This is a genomic window from Sporosarcina sp. D27 (genome assembly GCF_000586555.1).
Taxonomy (GTDB): domain Bacteria; phylum Bacillota; class Bacilli; order Bacillales_A; family Planococcaceae; genus Sporosarcina.
The window spans coordinates 12,148-30,289 of the sequence record NZ_AZUC01000016.1 but is presented as its reverse complement, the minus strand read 5'-3'; the positions used below and the strand labels follow the sequence as shown (position 1 = coordinate 30,289).

At 40.0% G+C, this 18,142-nt stretch carries 19 protein-coding genes; 4 read left to right on the top strand and 15 right to left on the bottom strand.

What is annotated here, in order from left to right; genetic code table 11:
* Positions 1–134 precede the first annotated feature (134 nt).
* Positions 135–857 (top strand): hypothetical protein, encoded by a 723-nt coding sequence (locus N693_RS0104785; RefSeq protein ID WP_025783652.1) that lies wholly within the window; start codon positions 135–137, stop codon positions 855–857.
* 66 nt (positions 858–923) lie between these two features.
* Positions 924–2,105 (top strand): hypothetical protein, encoded by a 1,182-nt coding sequence (locus N693_RS0104780; RefSeq protein WP_025783651.1) that lies wholly within the window; start codon positions 924–926, stop codon positions 2,103–2,105.
* Positions 2,106–2,277: 172 nt separating this feature from the next.
* Here the strand turns inward: N693_RS0104780 and N693_RS0104775 are convergent, their stop codons facing one another.
* From N693_RS0104775 to N693_RS0104755, 5 genes are all read right to left on the bottom strand, one after another.
* Complete coding sequence (locus N693_RS0104775) at positions 2,278–2,634, bottom strand: GIY-YIG nuclease family protein (RefSeq protein WP_025783650.1); 357 nt, start codon at positions 2,632–2,634, stop codon at positions 2,278–2,280.
* Positions 2,635–2,657: 23 nt separating this feature from the next.
* Positions 2,658–3,413 carry a DUF2087 domain-containing protein gene (locus tag N693_RS0104770; protein ID WP_025783649.1) on the bottom strand — a complete coding sequence of 252 codons (756 nt, stop codon included), beginning with the start codon at positions 3,411–3,413 and terminating at the stop codon, positions 2,658–2,660.
* Positions 3,414–3,690: 277 nt separating this feature from the next.
* Entirely contained in the window at positions 3,691–4,587 is an 897-nt protein-coding gene (gene thrB, locus N693_RS0104765) for a homoserine kinase (RefSeq protein ID WP_025783648.1), read from the bottom strand.
* Positions 4,588–5,646, bottom strand: coding sequence for a threonine synthase (gene thrC / locus N693_RS0104760; protein ID WP_025783647.1), 1,059 nt, complete (start codon positions 5,644–5,646; stop codon positions 4,588–4,590).
* Positions 5,647–5,649: 3 nt separating this feature from the next.
* Positions 5,650–6,942: a homoserine dehydrogenase gene (locus N693_RS0104755; RefSeq protein ID WP_025783646.1), complete on the bottom strand. Its 1,293-nt coding sequence runs from the start codon at positions 6,940–6,942 to the stop codon at positions 5,650–5,652.
* 157 nt (positions 6,943–7,099) lie between these two features.
* Here N693_RS0104755 and N693_RS0104750 point away from each other — a divergent pair, with 157 nt between their 5' ends.
* Positions 7,100–8,467 (top strand): aspartate kinase, encoded by a 1,368-nt coding sequence (locus tag N693_RS0104750; protein WP_025783645.1) that lies wholly within the window; start codon positions 7,100–7,102, stop codon positions 8,465–8,467.
* Positions 8,468–8,647: 180 nt separating this feature from the next.
* Here N693_RS0104750 and N693_RS0104745 read toward each other — a convergent pair whose 3' ends face one another.
* Entirely contained in the window at positions 8,648–8,968 is a 321-nt protein-coding gene (locus N693_RS0104745) for a hypothetical protein (RefSeq protein ID WP_037592764.1), read from the bottom strand.
* Positions 8,969–9,279: 311 nt separating this feature from the next.
* Complete coding sequence (locus tag N693_RS0104735; RefSeq protein WP_253271155.1) at positions 9,280–10,170, bottom strand: LysR family transcriptional regulator; 891 nt, start codon at positions 10,168–10,170, stop codon at positions 9,280–9,282.
* Between the two features lie 94 nt (positions 10,171–10,264).
* Between N693_RS0104735 and N693_RS0104730 the strand changes: the two genes are divergently transcribed.
* Positions 10,265–11,350: a citrate synthase/methylcitrate synthase gene (locus N693_RS0104730; RefSeq protein WP_025783642.1), complete on the top strand. Its 1,086-nt coding sequence runs from the start codon at positions 10,265–10,267 to the stop codon at positions 11,348–11,350.
* A gap of 362 nt (positions 11,351–11,712) precedes the next feature.
* Here the strand turns inward: N693_RS0104730 and N693_RS0104725 are convergent, their stop codons facing one another.
* From N693_RS0104725 to kynA, 8 genes are all read right to left on the bottom strand, one after another.
* Positions 11,713–12,186 carry a hypothetical protein gene (locus N693_RS0104725; protein ID WP_025783641.1) on the bottom strand — a complete coding sequence of 158 codons (474 nt, stop codon included), beginning with the start codon at positions 12,184–12,186 and terminating at the stop codon, positions 11,713–11,715.
* 94 nt (positions 12,187–12,280) lie between these two features.
* Positions 12,281–12,811: a GNAT family N-acetyltransferase gene (locus N693_RS0104720; RefSeq protein WP_025783640.1), complete on the bottom strand. Its 531-nt coding sequence runs from the start codon at positions 12,809–12,811 to the stop codon at positions 12,281–12,283.
* An 84-nt stretch (positions 12,812–12,895) separates the two neighbouring features.
* On the bottom strand, positions 12,896–13,207 hold the full coding sequence (locus N693_RS0104715; protein ID WP_025783639.1) for a DUF3784 domain-containing protein: 312 nt from the start codon (positions 13,205–13,207) through the stop codon (positions 12,896–12,898).
* A gap of 214 nt (positions 13,208–13,421) precedes the next feature.
* Positions 13,422–13,907, bottom strand: coding sequence for a M48 family metallopeptidase (locus N693_RS0104710; protein ID WP_025783638.1), 486 nt, complete (start codon positions 13,905–13,907; stop codon positions 13,422–13,424).
* 451 nt (positions 13,908–14,358) lie between these two features.
* A complete protein-coding gene (locus tag N693_RS0104705) occupies positions 14,359–14,901 on the bottom strand; it encodes a metalloprotease family protein (protein WP_025783637.1) in 543 nt (180 codons plus the stop codon).
* Between the two features lie 337 nt (positions 14,902–15,238).
* Positions 15,239–15,877 carry an arylformamidase gene (kynB, locus tag N693_RS0104700; RefSeq protein WP_025783636.1) on the bottom strand — a complete coding sequence of 213 codons (639 nt, stop codon included), beginning with the start codon at positions 15,875–15,877 and terminating at the stop codon, positions 15,239–15,241.
* Between the two features lie 27 nt (positions 15,878–15,904).
* Complete coding sequence (locus N693_RS18910; protein ID WP_037592762.1) at positions 15,905–17,245, bottom strand: sodium-dependent transporter; 1,341 nt, start codon at positions 17,243–17,245, stop codon at positions 15,905–15,907.
* Between the two features lie 32 nt (positions 17,246–17,277).
* Positions 17,278–18,123, bottom strand: coding sequence for a tryptophan 2,3-dioxygenase (gene kynA, locus N693_RS0104690; RefSeq protein ID WP_025783635.1), 846 nt, complete (start codon positions 18,121–18,123; stop codon positions 17,278–17,280).
* Positions 18,124–18,142: the final 19 nt, after the last annotated feature.

Below are 18,142 nucleotides of genomic sequence, written 5' to 3'. Positions count from 1 at the left end.
ACACTTCAAAATACCACTGTTACAGCATTTCTATTGAGTATGTAACTAAGTAATTGAAAGTTGTAAAAGAATTATTTTTATTTGTTATCAAAAACCTAGTAAAATACAAATAAATATAAGGGAGTTTTAAAAAAATGAAAAAAACCATTTTAGCCCTATCTTTAACAACAACTATGTTATTTAGCCAAGCTAGTTTTGCATCTGCTGGTACACACGTAGATGAAATTCTAAAACTACAGCCCGATATCTCGAAACGAGAATTGCTACAGGATGTTCGAATGATTGCATCTAATACAGGTCAGACAGAACAAAGTATTATTGAGCAAATTTATACCGAACTAAAAAATGATCAAGAAAAGGGTAAGGAGGAGAAATTAGCCCGCTCTGATATGTCTACCTATGGAGGTTCTGGGGGAACTATAAGTGTAGGTTCTAGTACAAAAGGAAACTTCTATTACACACCTTCACAAACAGCTTATTTAGATCATGGTCATGTGGGTATGTACTATTCTTCAACAACAATTGTAGAATCTGTTCCTTCTGCTGGCGTTCGAACAATTTCAACTACTGCACGTAAAGTAGATAGCTCTGGAGCTATGGTTAAATCGGTCACAACATCAACTACAAATCGTAATAACGCTGCAAACTGGGCAAATACTCAGGTTGGACAATCCTATTCTTATAATTTCGCTACAAATCGTTCAACTAGTCATACTGGAGCTAAAAACTGCTCCAAACTAATTTGGTCTGCTTATAAACTAAATGGCTCGTTAGATTTAGATGTAGACGGTGGATTAGGGGTTTACCCACGTGATGTTAGAGATGCTAAAGGCACTGTTCTAGTAAGAAACATCTAATCCTTTCAAACAAGACCGTCGAAATAATTAGAGACGGTCTTGTTTGTTAATCTGGAGGTACTGAATATGAAAAAAAGTATATTAATAGGTGCCATCTTATTATTGGTCGCGATTTTAGTCATTAGTTTTACAAAAGAAAAAAGTATCCCTGATACTTCGTTACTTTCAGCAGATGAAATTTCTAAAAAGGAGTTACTCCAGAACACTAAAGCAATTATTTATTTATCAACAACAGCGGATCAGGATATTGATAATAAAGGAGTAAGTTATGGTGTTTTTGTACAGGATGATAATTCAGTTCAAGCCCTCCCTATGAAGGGGCTAGAACTTGGAAGCATAGCAGTAGGCAAAGATCAAATACTATTAGAGGATAAAAATAACATCAATATTATCAGTGACAATATAAAAAAATTTAAAATGGAAACTCCACAATACACAGGTGAAAGAACTGGCTATCTATCAGGAAAAGAATTATTCTTTAGTATATATAACAGCGGGTTTGTAGAGGATGGATACAGTTCAGATGTTCGATATGGGGACTCTAAAGGTTTTAATGTAGATAATATCCCTTACTATATCGTTGCGTCTGGAACAACTGAAAACTCGGTTCATATACTCACACAAGATTTCGAAACAAATAGATTCAATCTCAAGGAAGTAACATTTGCTGAGGAACTTAAGATTAATGATATAACTACTGTTCAATCCGAGTCTACTGAAAATATGCAAGTTCTCGCACCAATCTTATCGGATGAAAACTATTATTATCTAATTTTATCTACAATTATCAATGATACTAATGAAACAGTATCGATTTATAGAATTAATAAAGAAACATTGGAGCAAGAGACATTTGAATTTATTGACTACACTAATGTAGATTTAACCGCTACAATTCCTTATAATTATAAAAACTCTGCCACGATCCATAACAACAAATTGTTTTATGCTAACGGATTAGGTGAAATATATTCTTTTAATCTAGATTCAACAGCTGTATCAAAAGATTTTAGTCTTAATAAAGTCAGTAACTCTAAAGTTCGCCACAATGAAGAAACATACTTTAAAGAAGGAAATTTATATGTATTGCGATATAGCCCAGATAAAAAAGAACACTACTTTTTAGAATCTTATTCATTGGAGAAAGGTAATTTAACGGATTCTATTGATATCCATGGTCTTGATACCATCATCAATGAATCCCAAAACAAAAAAGTGTATTCATATGACTTAAAAATATTAAAGTAATACATTACCTACAGTTAATTGCCTATAAGGTTTCTTTACCTTCTTCTGAAGTCCCTTCCGCAAAATACACAAAAATGCACCTCACTTATAGTTCTATAACGAAAAAAGCTATCCATTGAAAAGGGAAACCTGATCATGGATAGCTTTTTTATAGTTGGTGGACCCTGTTTTGTCAAAGTGATTTTTGCTTGTTATACCCATGTTCTCCATAAGGCTGTAGTTGGTCTAACCATTTCGTCTCCAGTTCCGATAGTGCTTCTTTCTCGTTGAAATAAGGTTCCTCTTTCTTTTTCAATTTCTCTAATATGTCGAAGGTAAATACATCTTTTCCAAATTGGTCCCACTCTTGTTGAAGCTGTTTGTTCGTGTGAGTATTGGTTTCTAATTGAAACTTGACCCCATTGAGTGTTTTGAAGTTTTTAGTACTTCCTACAAAGACTTTATTGTTCGCTGTATTCTTGACTTGATAAATTCCTGCTTCAATAGCGGTTCCTTTGTATTGTTGCTTTAGTTCTTTTTTCCGTTCCATTTCTTTTCACTCACTTTCCATTGTTAGTTCTTCAGCCAATACTCGCTTCCATCTGCAGTTCGATCCAAAAATCCATATTCGATTAAATACCTTCTGATTAAGACGTAGTCGGCATGAATTTCTTTTAATAGCTCATTGAGTTCTTTTTCTGAATAGGTTGTTTGACTGTCAATCAAGGTTGCAATTTCTCTTAAAACAACCAAGCGTTGTTTTTCTTTAGGGGGAAATTTCGTTAACCCGCCACTCACACTTTCAGGTAAAAATTTCTTAAGGATTTCCTGCTGCTCCGCTTCAGTAATTGCATACCGATCGTCAATCATCTTAGCCGTTTTATGCGGAGGTATGAATGCCGGTGTATGCTCATCTTTTTCTTTCAACAGTTCCATCATCGTCAAAAAGATCTTGGCTTGTCGTTCCTTCTCTTTTAGTGCAAATCGATGATGTCGTACCGTAGAGACGCTACCGATTCCCATTTCATGCTGAACCTCTTTATCCCCTTTTCCTTCATAAAAAAGACGCAATAGCTGATTTTGATGATCAGTGAGGCCTGTTAGCCTTTTCTCCATTCCAATTAGGTACTCAAATACTGATTGATGCTCATTTTCGATATGAAGCCGCATGTACCGTTCCGCTTCGTAGAGCGTATTTCCATCAGGATAGATGATTCCTTTATCAATTCGTTCACTGCATAGCAAACACGTATAGGAATGTTGGTCCTCAAAATATCCATTTTTCATTTCAGTTAATGAGGCATTCCAAAATAAATCTGAGTTCTCCATTGCACAAACGCCCCTGTTCTTTGTTTGGTTTTAAGCAAACATTTTAAAACATCGTTTACTTATACCTTGAATATTATTCTTTTTCCTCAGTTATGTCAAACAGAAAACAAACATTTTAGTACATTATTTAACCAATGACCAACAAAATTATATTTCGTTGGTCATTGAAAATAACTAGATGACTGAAATACAAATAGACTTTTTTTAGTGGCAGTTATTGAACACAAAAAACAGAGATCACCTATGCCTAAAGCAAAGTTGACCTCTGTTTACATGATTATTCACTTACTGTTGCACCTTTTATAACGGGTGTGACGGCGATACATGTATAGTAAGGGAATTTCTCTCCCAGTACACGAGCTGCCTCTTCTTCACTGCCTGAATGCACAGCAACAAACAGTGACGGACCTGCGCCGCTTAATGTCATGCCATATGCGCCATGTGCGTGACTCGCTTCACGGACTGCATCGAAATCAGGAAACATCTTTTTCCGGTAGGGTTCATGGAAGATGTCGCGATCCATCATGCGTCCGACGAGCGACCATTCTCCTTTTGCAAGGGCTGCTGCCATGAGACTACTTGCTGCACTTCCTTCTGTTGCTTTTTTGTGGTCCAATTGATACGGAAGTAGTCCTCGAGAGTCGCCGGTTTTCATCTCCACGGGTGGAACGAGCACCACTCCGCCAATGGGTGGGGAGTCGAACTTCATGACTTCTAATGACGTTTGATCGTAAAGAGAGATTGTCACCCCTCCAGCAATTGCTGCTGTCACATTATCCGCATGACCTTCGATACCGACACCAAACCACATTTTTTCTTTCTGATTCATCTTAAGATCATGTAGCTGGTCAGCGATTTCAATCCCTGCTGCAATTGCTGCTGCACTACTACCCAATCCTTTGCCTAAAGGGATATCGGACTTCACGCGTAGTGTGCATGGAATCATGTCACGCCCTGCGCGACGTACTACTTTTCCGATAGTCTGGACGATTAGATTGTCTTCATCAGTTGGAAGTCCCTTCATCCCTTCGTCTTCATAGACAACCATCCATCGATCTGCGGGTTCTACTCTCACCGTCATATATAACGACAGCGCAATGCCTATACTGTCAAAGCCAGGCCCAAGATTTGCAGTCGTCGCAGGAACAGTCACGGTAAATGGAGTACTACCCATTTACTTCGCCTCCTTTTGCAAGTTAGCTGCGAATGTTTCGAATTCCGCACGTGTCATGAATGGCTTCCCATCATTGACTCGAATTGCGGTTTCAGGATCTTTCAATCCATTCCCGGTCAAGACCCCTACAATCGTCGTTCCTTTCTCGATTTCTCCTGATTCTATGCGCTTCTTCAGTCCTGCAATTGTTGCGCATGAAGCAGGCTCAGCAAACACACCGTCGGTTGCAGCAAGTAGGCTATACGCTTCTAGAATCTCTTCATCTGTTACCGATAAAATATGGCCGCCTGATTCCGACAAAGCCGTTTCTGCTAAGTGCCAGCTCGCTGGATTACCGATGCGAATGGCAGTCGCAACTGTTTCAGGCTCCTCAAAAACACGACCGTACACAATCGGTGCTGCACCATCCGCTTGCACGCCTAATAATTGTGGCTTGTCTCCACCTTTTTTCTCCGCATACTCCGTAAAGCCTTTCCAAGCAGCTGAAATGTTGCCGGCGTTTCCTACTGGCAACGCAAAAATGTCCGGAACACTTCCGAGTTGTTCAATCGTTTCAAACGCAATTGTTTTTTGACCTTCTAACCGGTACGGATTGACCGAGTTTACAAGGGCGATGTCGCCTCCGCCAGCTTCTCGTACCATTTGCAACGCTTCGTCGAAGTTTCCTTCGATTTCAAGGATTTCAGCGCCATACATCTTGGCTTGTGCTAATTTTCCAAGCGCAATCCGACCTTCAGGAATAACGACAATTGTTCGCATCCCTGCGCGTGCACCGTATGCTGCTGCTGATGCAGAAGTATTGCCTGTTGACGCACAAATAAGTGTTGTTTTTCCTTCTTCTTTCGCTTTTGCAACGGCCATTACCATCCCGCGGTCTTTAAACGATCCCGTCGGATTGGCACCTTCCGTTTTCACATATAAATTCACACCCCACTGTTCAGATAAGTTTTTCAAGTGAATGAGTGGTGTATTACCTTCTTGTAGCGTTAAATCGGGTGTTTGCTCCGTTACAGGAAGCCATTCCCGATATTCATCAATTAGTCCATTCCATCGTCTCATCGGTCAGTCCCCCTCTACTCGATAGTGGCTAAGTACGCAATTTACTTCTGGTGCCACTTTCAATTCTTCAATAACTTTCAAATGTTGTTCTCTGGAAATCGCATGTGTAATGAAGATTAAATCCGCATTTTCGCGCTTTGGATTCGCATGTTGAATCACCGTTGCCAAGCTCGCCTTATTATGGCTATATATAGAAGACAAACGCGACAGCACACCGACTTCATCCTGGACAGAAATCCGGTGGAAATAGCTTGCAAATTTCTGATCGTCCGACTTCACTTTGCGATCATATTGGAATGAATGAATTCGTTTTCCATTCACCCCGAGCAAAAGGTTTCGACAAGCTGCTACGATATCGGACGTGACAGATGTCGCAGTTGGCAACGATCCTGCACCCGGTCCATAAAACATCGTTTCCCCGACTGCATCTCCGTAAACGTAGACTGCGTTGAACTCGTTGTTAACAGAAGCAAGAGGATGTTCGTTATTTACGAAAACAGGTTCTACTGCCACTTCAATACCGTTCTCATCCTTCTTTGCAGATCCTGCCATCTTAATGGTATACCCAAATTGCTCTGCAAGTTCCAGATCTCCATCTTCAATGACACTCATACCGCGCACGAAAACATCATCCAGTTGTACTTCAGACGAAAACGAAAGCGATGCAAGGATGGCCATTTTACGGGCTGCGTCAATGCCGTCTACATCAGCTGAAGGATCCGCCTCTGCATAGCCAAGTGCTGTTGCTTCAGCGAGTGCATCCTCATACGTCTTCTTTTCTTCCTTCATCTTCGTGAGGATGAAGTTCGTTGTCCCGTTAACAATACCAAGTAACGAGGTAATTCGATCAGACGCAAGTCCCTCTTCAAGAGTACGAATCAGTGGAATTCCGCCACCTACACTCGCTTCATAGAACAGATCGCAACTGTTTTTATCGGCTAACGCCAGCAACTCTTTTCCATAAACAGCCATGACGTCCTTGTTGGCCGTAACAACTCCTTTTCCCGCATTTAACGAGCGCTCTATCGCCGTTTTTGCGTCATCCGTTCCACCAAATACTTCTACGATGAAATCGATTGAGTCGTCATTCAGCAAGTCGTCCAGTTGGTCTGTGAATGCCTCTTTCGGCAACTCCGTATTACGTTCTTTGTTTTTATTTTTTATCAACACACGCTTAATGCGTACAGGCACGCCTAATTTGTGCTGCAAGTCATCACGGTGATTGTGTAAAATCTTTGCAACGCCACTTCCAACAATCCCGAAACCTAGTAAGCCAATTCCGATTTCTTTTCTCATTTGACGATTCCCCTCGCTATATGTACACTATGTAACAACATTTGTACTTTCCATAGAGACAGTATAAAGATAAAGTCTTCACAGGACAACCCTATCGTGGTATTGTTATTCAATATATCACACAAGTCATAATTAATTAAAGATTGGATCTGGTGAAATGAAAGTTTGTAAATTTGGCGGAACGTCTGTTGCATCGGCACAACAAATCAAAAAAGTAGCAAACATTATCCTTTCCGATTCATCCCGAAAAATTATTGTTGTTTCCGCTCCCGGTAAACGACACAGTGAAGACACCAAAGTGACGGATTTGCTCATTCTCCTAGCTGAAAAAGCACTGATAGGGCAAGACGCAGAGTCTGAACTCCGCCAAGTCCTTGCACGCTATGAAGAGATTTCAAAAGAGCTAGGTCTCAATGGCACAATGAACTCTGTAATCGAAAAAGACTTACGTGAACGACTTTCTCTAGACAAAGAAGATCCAATTCTTTTTATGGATAGCCTAAAAGCGTCCGGTGAAGACAACAACGCGAAACTCATTGCTGCGTACTTACAGTCGATTGGCATGGAAGCGACGTATGTCTGTCCGAAAGAAGGCGGCCTGTTAGTCAATGAACGTCCTCAACGGGTGCAGGCGCTTCCTGAAGGTGAGGAACTCCTTGCTGAATTACGAAATAGACCTGGCATTGTCGTGTTCCCAGGATTTTTTGGTTATACAAAAGACGGAACACTCCGTACATTCAATCGTGGCGGTTCAGATATCACGGGTTCCCTGCTCGCTGCAGCAACTGGTGCTGAACTGTATGAGAACTTCACGGATGTCGATTCGGTGTTTTCTGCCAATCCGAATGTCGTCGACCAGCCGTGCGCAATCCATACGATGACATATCGTGAAATGCGTGAGCTTTCTTACGCAGGTTTCACAGTATTCCACGACGAGGCATTGCGTCCTGCGTTTTTGCACTCCATTCCGGTGTGCATTAAAAACACAAATAATCCAAGTGCTCGTGGAACAATGATTGTGAAAGAGCGGGAATGCGGAACACAACCGGTTGTCGGTATTGCTGCAGATGACGGGTTCTCAACACTATTCGTCGATAAATACTTAATGAACGTGGAAATCGGCTTCGGTCGACGCTTGCTTCAAATTTTGGAGGAAGAAGAAATTCCATTTGAGCACACGCCTTCAGGAATCGATAACATGTCCGTCATTATTCGCGATACGTTTTTAACTGAAGAAAAAGAAGCGCGCATTTTACACCGTGTGAAAGAAGAACTTGAAGCCGACGATGCGTATTTCCGTCGTGATTACTCGATGGTTGTTCTTGTTGGGGAACGTATGCGGGATACAACTGGTTTAACAGCCCGTGCCGCAACAGCGATTGCGAAAACTGGTGCAAGCATTCAAATGATTAACCAAGGATCGACCGAGGTCAGCCTCGTGTTCGGGGTCCATAAAAAAGATGAAACGGATGTGCTCCGTTCGTTGTATGAAGAGTTTTTCCAAACGGCTGCTGCACATGTGTGAGTGATATAAAAAGAGCGAATTCGAATTAGTAATTAATTCGAATTCGCTTTTTTTTGCATTGTCGATCAGTATGCGTTGTTTGTCAGACATAGATTTATAAGAAAGTTACATCCTTATAAAAACTTTGATCATTTCATCTTATAACTGTTTCACTATGTCGCCCGTTAGTTGGTTTGGTTTTTATGAATAATTGATTGGTTCTCTCTTACTGTAAATTTCATAAGCAATATATCCAAATAATAATCCTATTCCAGCTCCTAAACTAATCATAGTTACCAGAGAGAGTGAGAAAAACATGCTGAAAACCACACTGATAGCACAACCAAAAAGCATTCCCAACGGTATTAAGCTATCTAACAAAGCTTGAGCACCCTTTGTTTTTTTCTGGCCAAGGTTACCCTGTTTGTATTTATGTTTAAGCCTTAAAACTACAAACACTCCAATCCCCCCTACTATTATAAGAGGTAGTACACTACGCGTAATTTCTATGACTAACCCCATATTGGAACCTCCTTTCGCTCTTTTAAAATTCATATTCAACATAATTCGTTTTGCAATCGTGTCCAACATTTAAATTGAGTGCTGGCCCTTGTTACGTAAATGACCCTGATTACTGTACACTACTCACAAAAATCGCATCCCTTAAACTATTTTTGAATCAATTATACAATTTGTGCTATGGCAAATACATCCACACTTGAACCAGCTACAATAATCATATAGACAACATTGTCACTGGAAATATTTCCTGTATAAAAGGCAAGGATTCCAACAGTTAAGAAAAACATTCACATCAAATCCCCCACGTCATCTCACCCAAAATGAAATTTCAAAATCCCCTGAATAAACTCTTCTTCCAAACGGCCCATCTTCTTCACAAGAATAAATGTCGACACACTCGGCAATACGAACAAATCGAAATGTGGCCGCATCAGTCTGCCTTCCGTCAACTCTCGCCGAACTATAGAAAGAGGTAGAAACGAGTTCCCCAGACCTTCCTGAATGAACCGTTTTACTATATGTGCTTGAGTTACTCTCATCGTACGGATGCCAGGCACATGCTTTTTTAAAACGAAAAGCAGTTCATCCCAAAATACGGGGTGGTGGTGTGTTAGCAAGTAGTTGTTTTTCAATACTTCACGCACATCGATTGGAGGACCGCTTTCTTCATCATAACTGTCAACGGGCATGACGAATACTATGGGATCATCGTAAATTCGAATTGATTTCATATTTCTGAGTGTGGCTTCCAGTGCGGAAATCCCTAGGTGCACTTCACCGTCGTCGACGAGTTTTTCAATCTGTTCGGATTCCTCCACTCGTATAGACAGCTTCACATCTGGATGACTTTCTATGAATGTCCGTAAATAATACGGTAAAATCGTCTCGGCGATGAGTGGAGATATGGCGATTGTCCAGTTTTGCAGATACCCTTGCGTAAATTCATGCATTAGATGAACTGTTTCATCTAATGATTCTATAAGTTTCAAGGCCTCGCAATAAAACAGTCTGCCCGCATCTGTCAATGACACCCGATTATTTATCCGATCAAAAAGCTTTATGCCCAAATGCTCTTCCAAAAGCCGGATGTGGACAGTCACGCTTGGTTGAGACACTGACAATTTTTCAGAAGCCCTTCTGAAATTTAATGTTTCTGCAGCAACGATGAATGTTCGAAGCCAATGGTAATCCAGTGTAAACACCACCCTTAATTAATATTAGTAATCAATATGATAATAAATATTCAATTTATTTAATCATACATAAAAACTATACTAATAAAAAGGAGGAATGGTTATGTTTAAAAAAGGACTAAAAGATATAGTAGCGGTTCATACACATATTGCAGATGTCGATGGAGATAACGGGCAATTGTATTATAGGGGAAAAGAAATAGGTAAATTGGTCCCCGAGCACTCATTCGAGGAAATGACATATTTTCTCTTATTCGGCCAGTTTCCAAATAAAACAGAGCTGATTTCATTTCAACAAAAAATGGTTGAAGGCAGGAAACTGCCAAATTATATAAAGGAAATCATAGATGCACTTCCACATGGAATCTCTTTAATGGATGCAATGAGAACAGTGATTTCCGCCTATTGTGATTTGGCTTTCAAAAATCAACCAATTGAGGAACAAGCGGTCCATCTAATTGCGGCATTACCTGTAATAACCGCCTGTCACTATCGTAACTGCAACGAGCTACCAATCATCGAACCCAATTTGGAGCTATCCCACACTGCCAACTATTTATGGATGTTGACGGGCACCATTCCAAGTGCAGTACACATCGAAGCGCTTGAAACTTATCTTACACTCACGATGGAACACGGTATGAACGCATCCACATTCGCCGGTCGAGTCACTATCTCAACTGAATCAGATCTCACGGCAGCAGTCACATCTGCACTTGGCGCTATGAAAGGCCCCCTTCACGGAGGAGCGCCTGCGGGAGTAATTGACTTGCTCAATGAAATCGGCAGCAAATCGAATATAAGCAAAGTCATCGAACAGAAACTCGGAAACGGCGAACGAATTATGGGATTCGGGCATCGTATCTACAAAATAGAAGACCCTCGCTCCATCCTTTTAAGAGATAAATGCAGAAGCATGGAAGGCGAAGATATATGGCTAGATCTTGCGACAGCTGCAGAAAAAGAAATAATCGCATTGCTCGAAACCCATAAACCAGGCCGTAAACTATATACAAACGTCGAATATTACGCCGCGGCCATCATGCGTTCCATCGACATGCCGCGCGAACTCTTCACCCCTACATTCAGTGTTGCTAGAATCGTAGGATGGTCTGCACATGCTATCGAACAGCAAAACGATAACACAGTTTTTCGTCCCGAATCGGTCTATGTAGGCACCAAATCCTAAACTTCCTGGCACTAACTGTTTCAAAAACGACAGTCAGTGCCAATTAAGGTCAGGGCTTTTTTCTATACTATTCAAGAAATATTTTAGGAAATGTCCTTGCAGCGATTACCTTTGAGTATGACACCTTGATAGACTAGGGTGATTTCTTTTAATTGTTTTATCTTTTATCCCGTTAATATAGTTTTGGAATAAATTTTAATCAAAAACAACAAGCAAACTTACATTTTTTGAAAAATCAAAAGACCCCGTTTTGAAAGAAAGATTGTTCAATACGGGGTCATTCTTGGTGAAATAGTGTGCGACTTTTATAATAAATTTTAAGCATTTTTTACTATTGAGCTCCAACAAACGCCCCCGTTAGTTCAATATGAATTCACTCTATCCCCCTGGGTTTTGGACTGGATAATGTAACCACCATCAGCTTTATATTGTCCGACCATAAAATCTCTTGTATTAATTAAATCTTGGAAAACAGTTGGGATTGTGCAATTCCAGTTCAAACTTTCTACTTTAAGGGGGAAATTATCTTCCTTTGGATTTGGCGTATGAATAAAAACTGCATCACCACCAGCGTCTTCATCGTCAATATGAACCCAAGATTGGTATGGTTTTTTTAAAGTTTCAAGCTTTTTTAATATATTTTTATATAAATCTATATGTGCCTGAATGTGCTTTCTTCGTATCCTCAAACTATGATTTCCATATCCAGAAAAATCGAGATGGTTATGCCATAAGTCAAACCACGCATCATTACCACATTGTAAATTACAGGTTTCTAATGATACTTCTCTCGATAAATTACGAAAGTATCGTCTTTTTCCACGGAACTTTTTCAAACAACCCCTCCTAGCATCTAATGTTATTCGTAGTTACATATATTCTCCATTCCTGATTGAACTAACCGTGCCCGTTTGAAGGGGAACCCTAAATTCATTCTTTGTAGTTTCTTTTTAAAAGTCCCATAAAAATGATGTCATGCCACTTTCCATCTCGATAAAGCTGTTCTTCCAATTTTCCTTCTTTAACAAATCCAAGCTTTTGATACAATTTTATTGCCCGCTCATTGAAAGAAAACACGCGCAGATATACCTTATGTAAATTTAACTCTTTGAAAGCGAAATCTAATAATAGCTTAAATGCCTCCCATCCTAATCCTTTACTCCAGTAATCCTTATCACCTATATCTATAATACATTCTGCGTTCCGATTCACGTAGTCAATGTTGATTAGTGATGTAACTCCGATTGGCTTACTGGTACTAATTTCTTCAATCACATACCCCTTTGAATTATGAGATTCGATCACACTATTGACGAATCTTTCAGTATCAGCATAAGTGAAAACATCTAAAGATGGATTTGTATACTGCATAACCTCAATATCATTTCTCCACTTATGGTAAATCGAAATATCCTCATTGGACATTTTTCTTAATCGAATTCTTTCTCCAGTAAAAAGCATTAAAACAACTCCTTTATTACACTATTTGGCCCTATTCTGACACAGCCCTTATGCATGAAGCGCCCCCTATTGCGGTAAACATAATTAAGCAACCGATTTACTTAGTCGATTAATGTAAAATACGAGTATAACAATACCTAAAATAATCAAAATAGAAATCACTTGTCCTGCAATTAATCCTACTATTCCAATACCTAACGGCAAAATAAGAATAAGTACCCCACTAGTCATAAGGAAAAAACCTACTGCATTAGCTAACTTATTTTTATCTCCCCGAAAAGTGTTCTCATTGAAAGCTGCAATGAGAGTGAATTCTTGTTTTTTCCATATCAAGTAACTAAAAAGGAAAAGCAGGGCACTAGTAAAAAGACAAGCTATTACTGGACCTATATTCATACACGGAACACCTAACTTGCCTTCATATTTGGCTATAGTTGCTGGCTAACATAAAAGACTAGATTTCAATTTAATGATACTGCTAATCAATGAATTGGCACGTTTCTGACATAAAAATTTGCCAATAACGCCACCGTTTACAGAAATCTAGATCTTAATTTATTCACCTTTTGGATAAATGGAAAAACATCTATCTAAGTAGATTTATTCATAATTACTTCCAAATTTCATCCAATTTATTCGAATAGAAACTAATAGCCTTTTTATAACTTAGAATATCATCATCAACCGTTGTATCTGCTAAGCATTTAAGTAACAACTCCATAGCTCTACTATGCTCATTTAAGTTATATAAGGTCATTGAATAGAAGGTTTGAAGGGCCTTATTATTTGGAAATGATTCCATCCCTATTTCAAATACCCTTTTGGATTTTTTATATTCTCCCAATGTCCTATATGTACTGCCTAACCCCAAAAATGCCCCTTCTAGTTCCTCTGAAGACAATCCAAATTTAATTGCATTTTCATAAAAAGGCACTGCTTTAGATTCTTCTCCTAATAAATCAAAACTCCAAGCACAATGGTAGTTAACTGATGCATTCTCAGGAAATTCTTGTACCAGTTCCATAAATAGTTCATTAGATTCTTGATAATTTTCGCTCTTCCGTAGTCCAATAGCTTCATCAAATTTCTTTTTCATTACTTTCACATCCAATACATTATCTACTTGTTTATATGGTCCTTATGTAGATCGGAGGCAATCCCTATGCTGAAATCGCCTCCGATTAAGGAATTAAACTTGAGCGTTATGTCTTTTAAGTCTTCTATAAAAAAATATATACAACAAAGAAACTACTATGACGATAGTTTCTAATATGTTCACCGCCGTTGTGGAATAGGAACTAATCATAATAATCGCAACAAACAATAGTACCAAGATAACATGGATAGCCCTAAATAACTTTTACATTCCCTCGCCCACCTCTTGTATGCAGAACAAACTGGCCAGTTTAATGCACACCCCTTGTTCCTTTATTGCCCCGTTTTTTTAGAACCGTTACTGAAATAAAACTATCCGTTTGTTAAAAACATTAAATTAAATCTTTTTGTTTTGCACTATTTCCCCTTAGCCTATAATTGTGGAAATGCTACTAACCCTTCTCCACTCTATAATAACCTCTGCAAAATATTGAGTTCTTAGGCTTAATGGCAATTAATAATGAATTTATGATGTCAGAGGAAGAAATTATTAAGTTTATCCAACATATAAACCATAAAATTGATTTAGTATTTCCTGATACAAAGAATGAGGCAATGACAGGCATTACGGATAATGTGATGAAGGGCAGGCTCATAAAGAACCAAAATCTCATTTTAGATAAAACTGCATTTGTATGTAACCAAAAAAAAGTACCGCTAAATGTTAAGCTAATATCGCCTTTCTTATTTATCACAAGAATGTGAAGGATTTCGTGAATGATGAAGACAAAGATACCTATTACGATGAGAGAAAATGTATTGATACGACTAACCCATGCATCAAAAAATAGAGACATCAAAAAAATAATTATCTGGAGTAAATAAACAAATTTCATATAGTTCTTTCGAAACCAATTACTTTTTATGAAAGGAGTCCATTCTACAATATCCATACTTATTTGCGGTAAGTGACGAAACCAAATTATCATAAGTATCCACTCCCTCTTTTTGTTTGTTCCAACTCCACTTCCTTACTTTTTTTCATTCCGATTTGAAATACTCTACAAAATGATCCAATTTTTTAAATTTAGTTATTTAACAATACGATTTAATTGTATCAAACTTCCAGATGAAATATCTCCATATATTCTAAATAATCATTCTTATTTAGATCATCAAAGCTCGTTTCACAGCCACACCAGACATTTGTGTGCTTTCTCGATAATACACAATTCACTCACCATTAGTGATTACTCGGTAATCCCATGCTCAATCCATACAAAAAGAGCTGCTTAAAGGGACCCAAACCCTCTAAGCAGCTCTTATATAACATCATCCCTCCAACGATCGCAACACTGCGCGCACCGGGCTACCATCCGAACCTACCAGCGCAAGTGGAAGTGCAATCAGCTCATACACTCCTGGCGTTACGTTCGACAATACGGTGTTTTCCAAAATGTTAACGCCGTTATCGTAAAGCGAGTGATGCGCATCCATCGTTTTGCTGTCGACTGAATCGACGGATGGGACGTCGACACCAATTAACCTAATTCCCCGCTCCTTCAAAAACGGACCGATGTCTGCCTTCAACACGGGATAGTCTTCCGGGAACGTATTCGGATCAGGATGACCTCCTGTTTTAAGAAGGAGTCGCTCCACATCTTTAAAGTCAAAACTCTCGAGCTCTGCACGACCAATTTCAGCATGTCCTGTGACATCGACAACCATAGCTGGCCCGATATACAAAGACAAATCCAGTTCATGCACACACTTGCCGTCATTATCATAGTGGAACGGAGAGTCAATGTGTGTTCCTGTATGGACACTCATTGACACTTGGCCGATATTGACAGAGCCCGTTTGTTCTTTCGTAAACGTGAGTTCATAATTGAACGGCCTATCCCCTGGCCATTCCGCAATCGAATTGCTGAGGGGCTGGGTGATGTCGATCCACTGTGTTAACTTCGTCATGCCCATCATCCTTTCTAGTTACACGTATTAAAGATTATTTATAAATACAGCAACAATCGTCAGTGGTACGACGACAGTCATCAAGACGAGCCATACCCGGAACAATCCCGGAGAATCCTTTGTACTCAAATTGAATTCTTGTTTCACAAGTTCACGATCCATTCTGTGGATGATGAAAATTGCAATCAGTAAATTTCCGATAGGCAGAAGTATGTTACTAACGAGGTAGTCCGTGCTATCGAAAATACTCTTGCCATTAATCATAAATGACTCCAGCAAACTGGATGACATGGCAGATGGAATCGCCGCCACGAACACGATGAGTCCCGTAAGCCAAGCTACTGTCTTCCGTGTACGTTTGCCATTTGCCGTAAGTGCAGCAACAATGATTTCGTACAAACTGAACGACGACGTCAATGTCGCAAATAAGAATAGTAGCAAGAACAACGCTAAAAATAGTTCCCCGAATGGCATTTGCCCAAACACTTCTGGCAACACCATGAACAGCAATCCAGGTCCTTCGTCAGGCGCTAACCCGAATGCAAAGACAACTGGGAAAATCGCAAGTCCTGCAAGCAACGAAACAAAGATGTTCATGCCCACGACCGATCCTGCGGATGACCGTAAGCTGACGTCTTTTTTCAAATACGAACTGTACGTCACCATACACGAAAACCCGACCGCTAACGAGAAGAACGACTGTCCAAGTGCATAGAGAATCGACTCACCTGTTATCTTCGAGAAGTCCGGAGCTAAGAAAAACTTTACGCCCTCCATAGCACCATCTAATGTCAGTGAACGCACTACTAATATTATGAAAAAGATGAATAGCAGTGGCATCATATATTTATTGGCACGCTCAATGCCATTTTGAATTCCAGACGCAATAACGATGACGTTAATGACCGTAAATAGCAGTAATCCAAGCAATGTAATCCAAATAGAACCGGTAACCGAACCAAATAGTTCGCCATAGTTCGTTCCATCCCCAATTACCTGACCCGGGATTGCTAGCCCGCTATAGACGAGCACCCATCCGCCAACTACGCTGTAAAAGGAAAGCAACAAGAAGCAGCCTAAGACTCCCAGTCGGCCAATCCACACCCATAGACTATCAGGTGCTAACTTTTTATACGCACTGATCGCTTCCTTGCCTGTGCCACGTCCGATGATGAATTCAGAAAGCAGCATCGGCAAACCAATGACCAGGGTGAAGACGATGAACAACAGGAAGAATGCACCGCCTCCACTCATCCCCGTCACATAAGGGAATTTCCAGATGGCCCCGAGTCCAATCGCAGCCCCCGCAGATGATAATATAAATCCTAACTTAGAGGACCATTGTTCAGTTCGTCCTTTCTCCTCCATACAACTCCCCCTTTTTCATCTCTCTATCGTTCTTACAATTTCGTACGCAGGTCCCAGAGTTCAGGGAAAAACCGATGGTCGAGTACGTGGCGTAAGTAGTTCACACCAGACGAACCGCCCGTCCCTGTTTTAAATCCGATAATTCGTTCGACTGTTTTCATATGACGGAACCGCCACTGCTGTAGCCAATCCTCGACGTCCACAAGCTTCTCAGCAAGCTGATACAAGTCCCAATACTTATCGACATCACGATAGACCGCTTCCCAAGCCGCTTCAACGGTTGGATCCCCTGCATACGTGACACTGAAGTCACGGTCAAGTAATTCCGGATTAATCGCAAAACCAGCTTTTGATAATGCCCGAATTGCTACATCATAAATACTCGGTTGGTTCAAAGCCTCTTTTAACATTGCATGCACTTCCGCATCCTTCTCGTAAATCTTTAAAATATGAGAAGACTTATAGCCAAGCGCAAATTCAATCAGACGATACTGATAGGACTGGAATCCAGATGCTTTGCCGAGTGAATCGCGGAATTCCAAGTATTCAGCTGGCGTCATTGTCGAGAGTACATCCCATGCTTGAATAATCTGCGATTGAATTTTCGTCACGCGTGCTAGTTTTTTGAATGCGGACTGCATTTCACCCTTATCGATTGCATCAATTGCCGCCGTCAGTTCGTGCAACGTCAGCTTCATCCACAGTTCGCTCACTTGGTGGATGATAATGAACAACATTTCGTCGTGATGCCCAGACAGTCTCTCTTGACTCGATAAAATCTGATCGAGATGCAAGTATTCCCCGTACGTCATGTCCTTTTTAAAATCAGTATGAATGTTTTCTTTGTCCAAATTCAAATCTGAAATCCCTTTATTCATCACAAATCCCCCAGTTCCC